At 59.7% G+C, this 8,654-nt stretch carries 10 protein-coding genes and 1 pseudogene; 5 read left to right on the top strand and 6 right to left on the bottom strand.

Annotated elements, in window-relative coordinates:
• The first annotated feature begins 121 nt into the window (after nucleotides 1-121).
• Nucleotides 122-619 carry a GNAT family N-acetyltransferase gene (locus AC1DH9_RS14800; RefSeq protein WP_427536012.1) on the top strand — a complete coding sequence of 166 codons (498 nt, stop codon included), beginning with the start codon at nucleotides 122-124 and terminating at the stop codon, nucleotides 617-619.
• Between the two features lie 149 nt (nucleotides 620-768).
• Here AC1DH9_RS14800 and AC1DH9_RS14795 read toward each other — a convergent pair.
• Nucleotides 769-930: pseudogene (locus AC1DH9_RS14795) on the bottom strand (pyridoxamine 5'-phosphate oxidase family protein); the annotation flags it as partial.
• 57 nt (nucleotides 931-987) lie between these two features.
• Nucleotides 988-1,473 (bottom strand): GNAT family N-acetyltransferase, encoded by a 486-nt coding sequence (locus tag AC1DH9_RS14790; protein WP_427536010.1) that lies wholly within the window; start codon nucleotides 1,471-1,473, stop codon nucleotides 988-990.
• Between the two features lie 232 nt (nucleotides 1,474-1,705).
• Here AC1DH9_RS14790 and AC1DH9_RS14785 point away from each other — a divergent pair, with 232 nt between their 5' ends.
• Together AC1DH9_RS14785 and AC1DH9_RS14780 are read left to right on the top strand one after the other, a co-directional pair.
• On the top strand, nucleotides 1,706-2,053 hold the full coding sequence (locus AC1DH9_RS14785) for a YciI family protein (RefSeq protein ID WP_427536008.1): 348 nt from the start codon (nucleotides 1,706-1,708) through the stop codon (nucleotides 2,051-2,053).
• Nucleotides 2,054-2,072: 19 nt separating this feature from the next.
• Nucleotides 2,073-3,308 (top strand): RNA polymerase sigma factor, encoded by a 1,236-nt coding sequence (locus AC1DH9_RS14780; RefSeq protein WP_427536006.1) that lies wholly within the window; start codon nucleotides 2,073-2,075, stop codon nucleotides 3,306-3,308.
• A gap of 301 nt (nucleotides 3,309-3,609) precedes the next feature.
• Here the strand turns inward: AC1DH9_RS14780 and AC1DH9_RS14775 are convergent, their stop codons facing one another.
• Nucleotides 3,610-4,464 (bottom strand): LysR family transcriptional regulator, encoded by an 855-nt coding sequence (locus AC1DH9_RS14775; RefSeq protein WP_477808347.1) that lies wholly within the window; start codon nucleotides 4,462-4,464, stop codon nucleotides 3,610-3,612.
• 89 nt (nucleotides 4,465-4,553) lie between these two features.
• On the opposite strand from AC1DH9_RS14775, the gene AC1DH9_RS14770 reads away from it, so the two are divergent.
• Nucleotides 4,554-4,991 carry a multidrug/biocide efflux PACE transporter gene (locus AC1DH9_RS14770; protein WP_477808346.1) on the top strand — a complete coding sequence of 146 codons (438 nt, stop codon included), beginning with the start codon at nucleotides 4,554-4,556 and terminating at the stop codon, nucleotides 4,989-4,991.
• 53 nt (nucleotides 4,992-5,044) lie between these two features.
• Here AC1DH9_RS14770 and AC1DH9_RS14765 read toward each other — a convergent pair whose 3' ends face one another.
• The gene (locus AC1DH9_RS14765) at nucleotides 5,045-5,803 is read right to left on the bottom strand and encodes an SDR family NAD(P)-dependent oxidoreductase (protein WP_477808345.1); all 759 of its coding nucleotides are present in this window, start codon (nucleotides 5,801-5,803) and stop codon (nucleotides 5,045-5,047) included.
• A gap of 121 nt (nucleotides 5,804-5,924) precedes the next feature.
• Here AC1DH9_RS14765 and AC1DH9_RS14760 point away from each other — a divergent pair, with 121 nt between their 5' ends.
• Nucleotides 5,925-6,821: a LysR family transcriptional regulator gene (locus AC1DH9_RS14760; RefSeq protein WP_427535998.1), complete on the top strand. Its 897-nt coding sequence runs from the start codon at nucleotides 5,925-5,927 to the stop codon at nucleotides 6,819-6,821.
• A gap of 118 nt (nucleotides 6,822-6,939) precedes the next feature.
• On the opposite strand, the gene AC1DH9_RS14755 is transcribed toward AC1DH9_RS14760, so the two are convergent.
• Together AC1DH9_RS14755 and AC1DH9_RS14750 are read right to left on the bottom strand one after the other, a co-directional pair.
• Nucleotides 6,940-7,662 (bottom strand): TylF/MycF/NovP-related O-methyltransferase, encoded by a 723-nt coding sequence (locus AC1DH9_RS14755; protein WP_347927793.1) that lies wholly within the window; start codon nucleotides 7,660-7,662, stop codon nucleotides 6,940-6,942.
• Nucleotides 7,659-8,525 (bottom strand): phytanoyl-CoA dioxygenase family protein, encoded by an 867-nt coding sequence (locus AC1DH9_RS14750; RefSeq protein WP_427535996.1) that lies wholly within the window; start codon nucleotides 8,523-8,525, stop codon nucleotides 7,659-7,661. Before AC1DH9_RS14750 ends, AC1DH9_RS14755 begins: the two co-directional genes overlap by 4 nt.
• Nucleotides 8,526-8,654: the final 129 nt, after the last annotated feature.

Genomic DNA, 8,654 nt, shown 5'->3' with positions numbered 1-8,654 from the left:
AGCCCGAACCTTGTGCGAAAGAAAGCCGCTATACGAAGGCTTTACGGGCGTGCCGATGATCGATATGCCGTGCTTATTAATTTATGATTCGCTCCCTCTTTTTCGCTGACCGGGCCACGCCATGAACTCCCCCACGACTGTTATTCGCCAGGTCACGCCGGCTGATCTGGATCGCTGTTTCGCCATCGAAATCGAAGCGTATGAAGGTGATGAAGCGGCCACACGCGAGAAAATCGCCACGCGCATCGCCACCTGGCCGCAAGGTTTTATCGTGGCCGAGGTCGACGGTGTCGTTGCCGGGTTTATCAATTCGGGGGCGGCGTATCAGGTGGAAATGGCGGATGAGGCTTTCAAGGAGATGATCGGCCATGACCCGGATGGCCCGCAGGTGGTGATCATGTCGGTGGTGGTGCACCCGGATTTCCAAGGGCTGGGGCTGGCGAAGCGTTTGATGAGCGAGTTCATTGTCCGCATGCGGGATTTGGGCAAAGTCCGTATCAACCTGATGTGCAAGGAACGGCACATACCGCTGTATGCCGGGTTTGGCTTTGTCTACCTCAACGTGTCCGCGTCCGATCACGGCGGCATGGCCTGGCATGAAATGGCGCTGGATCTGTAACCCACAACGTTCTGTCAGGACAGTGGAGATCCAATGTGGGAGCGAGCCTGCTCGCGATAGGGGACTGACAGTCGGCATCTACATTGAATGTGAGGGACTCATCGCGAGCAGGCTCGCTCCCACATGAGGGTGTCGTCGTATCAGGACGGTCAGTAGAGACTGTCGAGTACCCGAGCAGGCGCTTCCCGATCGTACGCCTCGGCATTGAACTGGCCGTCATTCAGGCGCTTGTGAAAGGCGCCTGCGGTGGGCAGGGCCGAGCGGTCCAGGTACTTTTCCGGGTTCCACAAATCCGAACGCGTCAATCGCTTCAAGTTGTTCGATAGTCGTCAGCATTGTTTAGCTCACCATGACAGGTCGCCGGCTGTTCAGAACGCCAGGGCCATGCGCCGCTCATAACCGATCCGGCCTTTGTAGGCGTTGCCGCTGTCGACCCAGCCGTGCTTGAGGTAGAGCCCGAGCGCTGATTCGTTGTGTGCATCCACCGACAGCTCCAGCCCCTTGATCTCTGGCCAGGCCTGGCGCGCCGCGAGTGGCAGGGCCTGCAGGAGTGCGCTGCCATAACCCTTGCCCTGGTGGCGGTGATCGACCTGTAGCGCGTGCAGGGTCGCGGTGTCTTCATGGGCCCAGTGCGGCAGGAACGGCGGACGCTTGAGCAGCAGGAACGCTACCGGAATCTCATCGACGAGCAGGGCAAAGCCCTTGATACCGTCGCGCGGTGCTGACAACAAGGTGTGCAGGGCCATGTCGATATCGCCGGAGAATTGCTTCTGCCGGTCAGGGATCTCAATGGCTTCCAGTTGCTGGCATTGAACGGGTGTCAGCTGTTCGTAGGGAACGAGTTGGGTCGTCACTGGCGGTGTCCGTGGTCCGACAAAGGTGAACTGCGGATTTTAGCCAGTTTGTCTCTTCGACATTTATTTTATTTGAGCGGTCGATTTGGTGTGTTGCCAGACGACTAGGGGTGTCCTCACACAAAAGTTCACGATGTTCAGACGCTGATCGAGTGGCAGCCCTGATCGTCGGGATTTTCGCCAGATGCTCAATCTGCAGCCATAGTTGATCAGCCTGATGACGGAGAGTCTTATGAAATACCTATGCTTGGTCTACAGCGACGAACGGCTCCTGCATACCTCGCCCGACAGCCCTCATGATGCCGAGTGCATGGCCTACGCCGAGTCGGTTCAGGGCAGCGGCCGGATGCTCGCCGCCGAGGCGCTGGAATCCGTTCAGACCGCCACCACGGTGCGTATGCGCGGTGGCAAGTTGTCGATCACCGATGGCCCGTTTGCCGAAACCAAGGAGCAACTGGCCGGTTTCTACCTGATCGATGCGAAGGACCTGAACGAGGCCATTCAGGTCGCCGGTAATATCCCTGCCGCCCGGGTCGGCAGCGTTGAAGTACGGCCCGTCCGTGAGTTGAACCTAGGGTGATCACAGGCATGGCAAACTGATGTCGGGCGAGTCGGTCAAGGCGCTGGTCGAGGCGGTTTATCGCAACGAGTCGCGGCGCATCCTCGCCACGCTGATTCGCTTGCTGGGGGATTTCGACCTTGCCGAAGAGGCTTTGCATGAAGCCTTCTTTGTCGCGGTCGAACGCTGGCAGCGCGATGGCGTGCCCGATAATCCGCGTGCCTGGCTGGTGTCGACCGGGCGTTTCAAGGCCATTGACGGTTTGCGTCGTCGGGTGCGATTTGCCGCCTCCCAAGCGGCGTTGGTGGCACAGCTGGAAGCACTCGAAGAGACCGAGTGGAGTACTGAAGATGTGGAAGACGATCGCTTGCGACTGATCTTCACCTGCTGCCACCCGGCCCTGGCGGCGGATGCGCAGGTGCCGTTGACGCTGCGCGAAGTCTGCGACCTGACCACTGAGGAAATCGCCCGGGCCTTTCTCGTTGCACCGTCCACCATTGCCCAGCGCATCGTGCGCGCCAAGAGCAAAATCCGCGACGCGAAAATCCCCTATCAAGTACCTTCCATGACCGAGTTACCCGAGCGCCTCGATAGCGTGTTGCGGGTGATTTACCTGGTGTTCAACGAAGGCTATTCGGCGTCGGTCGGTAGCGAGCTGACTCGCGAAGACCTGACCCGCGAAGCGATCCGGCTTGGCCGCTTGCTGATGGAGCTGTTGCCGGAGGCCGAAGTGATGGGGCTGTTGGCGCTGATGCTGCTCAATGAGTCGCGACGCCCGGCCAGAACCTCGGCGTCGGGTGAGTTGGTCGTGCTCGATGAGCAGGATCGTTCACTGTGGAATACCCGGATGATTGCCGAAGGCTGTGCCTTGATCGAACGCGCGTTGAGCACGCGTGGTTTCGGACCTTATTGCCTGCAAGCCGCGATCTCGGCGGTGCATGCCGAAGCCGCGACGGCCGAGCTAACGGACTGGCCGCAGATTGTCGGGCTGTATGACGTGTTGCTGCGGGTGCAACCTTCGCCGGTGATTGAACTCAATCGCGCGGCGGCGCTGTCCCGGCGCGATGGGCCGCTGGCGGGGTTGACGCTGGTCGATGGGATTCTGCAGCGAGGCGAGCTGCTTGACTATCACCTGGCCCATTCGGCGCGCGCCGAGTTCTGTCGGCAGTTGGGACGGGTTGAAGAGGCGAGGGCGGCTTATTTGCGCGCCCTTGAACTGACCCGGCAAGAGCCGGAGCGACGGTTTATCGAGCGGCGGTTGAGTGAACTCAATTGATGGTCGCACCGCATACCTCATCCGTATCTGTATCCGACCCCCGCATTCCGCATTCCGCATCCCGCATCCACATCTCGCATCCATATCCCGTATCCGTAGCAGCTGCCGAGCCTGCGAGGCTGCGTTCGGCCGCGAAGCGGTCGTGAAATCAGGCAACGCGCTTTTCCAGGCAAACCGCGTGCACAGGATTTGCGAGGACTTCGTCCTCGAACGCAGCCTCGCAGGCTCGGCAGCTGCTACGGATGCGGGATATGGATGCGAGATGTGGATGCGAGATGCGAGATGCGAGATGCACCATGTATCACTCCAGCATCTTCGCCAGCAACCAGCTCCCCGCCGGCCCAGGCGGATGCAGCCGTGACCAGAGCGCATCGACCGCCACCGGTTTCGGCCAGCCGCGAACCTTTAGCTCCTGCAACGAGCCCGCACCAAAACGCTCGACCAGCCAGCGCGGCAAAGGCGCCCAACCAAAACCGCCTTGGGCCATTTCCAGCAGCATCAGGTAACTGGGCGCCGACCAGACCCGGCCTTGGGCGCGGGTTTCGTAGGGGTTGATGATGGTCGCCAGGCGCAATTCACGGTGTTGCTGCAACGTTTCCTTATCGACCTTTTGCAGCGCCGCCAGCGGATGTTCGGTCGACACGAACAAGGCAATTTCCGTGCGMTCGTCGACCGTCGCGCTGTTCAGGTCGGCCGGGTAGTCGGACTGCATTTCGGCGAAGGCAATATGTGCGCGCCCGCGTTGCACCAGGGCGATCAAATCGTCGCACTCGGCAATCAGGCATTCGAGTTCCAGGTCCGGGTAGCGCTGTTCGAATTCACTCAATGCCGCTTCAAAACGATCGGACTGGTAGGTGTCGGAAATCGCCACCGTCAGCTTAGCCTCAACGCCTTGGGACAGTTGCGCGGCGGTCATTTCCAGGCGGCTGGTGGCGGTCAGAATGTCTTCGGCGCGTTGCAGCATGACATGCCCGGCGGAGGTCAGGCTGGGCTTGCGGCTGCTGCGATCGAAGAGTGTCACGTTCAGGTCGATTTCCAGGCTGGCGACGGCCGCGCTGATGGTCGACTGGCTCTTGCCGAGTTTGCGCGCCGCTGCAGAAAACGAGCCTTGGGTCGCTGCCTGGACGAACGCCAGCAGCACTTCATGTGAGGCCATGAACTATCGCCTTGATCGATGGTTACTGGTTATGAAGTATCGGTGTGGTGATGGATGATGGCAACCACATTCACCCAGGGAGCTTGATGATGAGCACCAACAAATCCTTTACCGAACGTGTTTTTCAGGCCATTGGTTTCGAGCTGCTGGCGGTCATGTTGTGTAYACCGTTGCTGGCGTGGCTGATGGACAAGCCGATGGTCGAGATGGGGGCGGTGACCATTGCCATCGGTCTGATCGCCTTGGCCTGGAACGTGTTGTTCAACGGCCTGTTCGACCGTCTGCTCAAGCACCTGGCGCTTGTCCCCTGTGCCGCAACCCGAGTCGTGCACGCCTTGCTGTTCGAAGGGGGGCTGGTGGCGGTCAGTGTGCCGCTGATTGCCTGGTGGCTGAACGTCAGCCTGTTGCAGGCGTTGATTCTGGACATCGGGGTGTTGCTGTTTTTCCTGCCGTACACCTACGTCTACCACTGGGTTTATGACGTGGTGCGTGAGCGGGTGCTGATGCGCCAGTCTTGTGAGGGATAAAAGCCGTATCGTCCGAACGCGAGCCAAGCCTTCGGACGATCTTTTAATCCCGATTACAAAAACATCCCACCCGAAGCTTCGACCCGCTGCCCATTGATCCACTGACTGCCCGGCGTCAGCAGCAGGGCAATGGCCGCACCAATATCATCGGGTTGGCCGGCGCGACCCAGTGCCGTATTGCTGGCCACCAGTTGATTGATGTCCGCGTTATCGCGCACCGAACCGCCGCCGAAGTCGGTTTCGATGGCGCCCGGTGCCAGGATATTCACCGTAATGTTGCGCGCGCCAAGTTCCTTGGCCTGGTAGCGCGTCAGCACTTCCATCGCCCCTTTCATCGCTGCATAGGCGCCGTAACCCGGCAGGCTGAATCGGGTCAGACCGCTGGAAATATTGATGATCCGGCCACCGTCATTCAGCAGCGGCAGCAGGTTCTGTGTAAGGAAAAACGGTCCCTTCAGGTGAATGTTCATGAGCAGATCGAACTGCTCGACGGTAGTGTCGGCGAAGTTCGCGTGCACGCCGACCCCGGCGTTGYTGATCAGAAAGTCGAAGTGCTGGCGATCGAAGTGATTTTTCAGGACCTTCCCGACCTCTGTGGTGAAGGCACCGAAACCTTCACTCCGGCCGACGTCGAGTTGCAGCATCGCAGCGCGACCGCCAAGGCTTTCGATCTGCGCGACCAGCGCCTGGGCTTCATCGGCGCGGCTGTTGTAGGTGCCGATAATGTCGATGCCCTGAGTCACCAGATGCAGGGCGGTGCTTTTGCCGAGGCCACGGCTGGCGCCGGTGATTAATGCGATTTTGCGGTTCATGGGAGGTTCTCCAGAGCAGTGAGTGACGATGGGAGAAAGTTTATTTATCCGCCTTGTGGTGATAAACAGGCTGTAATCGGAATCACTGGTCGGAATTGCCGAACAATAGAGAGTTGGCCCCATGAATAAACTGGAACTGTTGCGCACCTTCGTCCGGGTCAGCGAAATGTCGAGTTTCACCCTCGCGGGCGAAAGCCTCGGCTTGCCCCGTTCCACCGTTTCCGAACACGTCCAGGCCCTGGAAACCCTGCTTGGTACACGCCTGCTGCAACGCACCACGCGCAAGGTTCAGGCGACTCAGGACGGGCTGGTGTTGTACGAGCGCAGCAAGGACTTGCTGTCGCACATGGATGAAATCGAAGGGCTGTTTCGCCAGGACGAAGCCTCGCTGACCGGGCGGATTCGCATCGACATGCCGAACATTCTGGCCCGTCGGGTGGTGATGCCGCGCCTGCCCGAATTCATGGCCCGGCACCCTCATCTGGAACTGGAAATCAGCAGCACCGACCGCCGGGTCGATTTGCTCAGCGAAGGGTTTGATTGCGTGCTGCGGGTCGGTGCGCAACCGGATCAATCGGTGGTCGCTCGTCACCTGTGCGACTTTGCCATGGTCAACTGCGCCAGTCCTGCCTATCTGCAGCGCTATGGCGTGCCGCAGCGGCTCGAAGACCTGGCGCAGCATCGGCTGGTCCATTACGTCGGCGTACTGGGCGCGCGCTCGGAAGGTTTTGTGTACGAGGAGGAGGGCAAGCTGCATCGAATGCCGATGGCCGGCAGTGTGACGGTCAATAATACCGACGCTTACGAGTCTGCGTGTCTGGGTGGTTTCGGGTTGATCCAGGCGCCGCTGATGGGGATGCAGGCGTACCTGCTCAGCGGTGAACTGGTGGCGGTCTTGCCGCAGTTCAACGCACCGTCGATGGAGGTTTCGCTGCTCTATGCCCGGCAACGGCATTTGCCATTGCGCGTGCGGGCATTCATGGACTGGCTGGGGCAGGTGATCCAGCCCTTGGCCTGAAGAACGACAAATCCATTGTGGGAGCGAGCCTGCTCGCGAGGGCGGCAGAACAGTCGACATAGATGTCGGATGTTATGGCCTCATCGCGAGCAGGCTCGCTCCCACAAGGGAGGATGCGTCAGATGTGGAAGTAACCCACGCAGGAGTCGAACGGCAGGCGCTTGAGCTCGATCTTGTTCAGGTCGAACACTTCGCGCAGGGCTTTGGTTTCGCCCGGGAAATTGCGGTAGGCAACTTCGTCCAATACCACGATGGCGCCTTTTGGCATGTACGGCAGGAAGGTTTCCAGCGCGACTTTGGTCGACTCATACAGGTCGGTGTCGAGGATCAGCATTGCCACGACCAGGTCGGGACGGGTCTTGACCCACTCCGGCGCGGTCTTGCAGATATCGCCCTTGACCAGCTCGCAACGCGGGATGCGGTTGACCGGACGCAGCAGGTCGTTGGCGTCGATCATGTCCTGGATCAGCGACTGGTCGGTGTCGGAGAACATGCTCTCGTTGACGTCGGCCGGGTCTTCGTCCTTGTTGATGCTCTGGAAGCCTTCGAAGGTGTCGAAGCCAACGATCGAACGGTTGATCGCGTAGGGTTCCAGGATCATCGACAGGTGCATGTAAAGCATCAGCGAGTTGCCCTTGTACACGCCGCACTCGATGATCGCGCCAGGGATTTCGGCGACCTTCTTGAACAGCTCCATGCGCGACAGCGCAGCGGTCACGCCGATGCGGTTGGCGAACACGTAAGGGGCATCGGCCACGTACTCGGCGTCGACCCGCTTGAGGACGCCAGCGCGGGTTTCGTTGTATTGGGCCTCGGCAGGCGTAATGCGACGCTTGGTCATGATTGGATTCCTTGGAAATTCGAGAAGTCGTGGGCGTGGAAATAGTCTTTGAAGCCGGCGCCGACATCCGGGCATGCGCTGTCGACGTTAATCGCGCCGCGCTTGTGCTTCAGGTCGTCGAGGTGCATCAGGCGGAAATCCACACTGAAGCGGGTTTGTTCGGTGTAATTGGGAACCGTGCCGTGCAGGTGTGAACCCGAGAAAATCAGCATGTCGGCGGTGTTGCCGGCAATGCGGATCTCGGACGCTGCGTCGATGTCCTCGGTCGGCACCGGGTGCTGACGGGCTTCTTCCTTGACGTTGTCCTTGGCGCGCTGGCGTTGCACGCCGATCCAGTCGGAGAGGCTCCACTGCGCCGAGGTGTTTTTCACCGGCTTATCGAAGTACGCCGGGTTGATCATCATGGTCTGGTCCGGCTGGATCGTATAGACCGGCATCCAGGTGTTGATCTGGCAGTCGACGCCGCCGTACCAGGTGTCGCGATGGGGTTTGTAGGCGTAGCTGACGCCGGCGTGCAGGTAATCGTAGTTGGGCACAACGCGAATCCGCGGCACGTCGAAGATGAACTCTTCGGGGGCCGCACCGATTTCTTCGGTGAAACCACGGATCAACTCTTTGGCCCGCAGGCTATTGGTGAACTGGCCTTTGAGCCGGGTCACCAGCACCACGAACTCTTCCACCGGCATCAGGCGGTGCAGGGCCTGGTGGTCAGTCTCGCCGTCAAATGCGGCGGTGATGCTTTCCTGGGCAAAGGCACAGAGTTCCTTTGCTGCAGTGAGCTGGGTGTTCAGGAAGATATCGCCAGCGTAGATGGCGCTTTTGAAGTCAGCTTTCTTCTGAAGCTGATTGATGTACAGATTCACGGTTCCCCCTCCTGAATGCATCGGGTCTCTTAAGAGTCGGCACCAAGGTAACAAACTGAAGCCCGATCCTGCGGGTGCTGAACCAATTAGTGCTTAATCCACTGATTTTGCGACGAAATGCCTGTCGAG

This window comes from Pseudomonas sp. 05T35, assembly GCF_056396605.1.
Note: the sequence above shows the minus strand (reverse complement) of the source record. Positions and strands in the feature narration are given on the sequence as shown.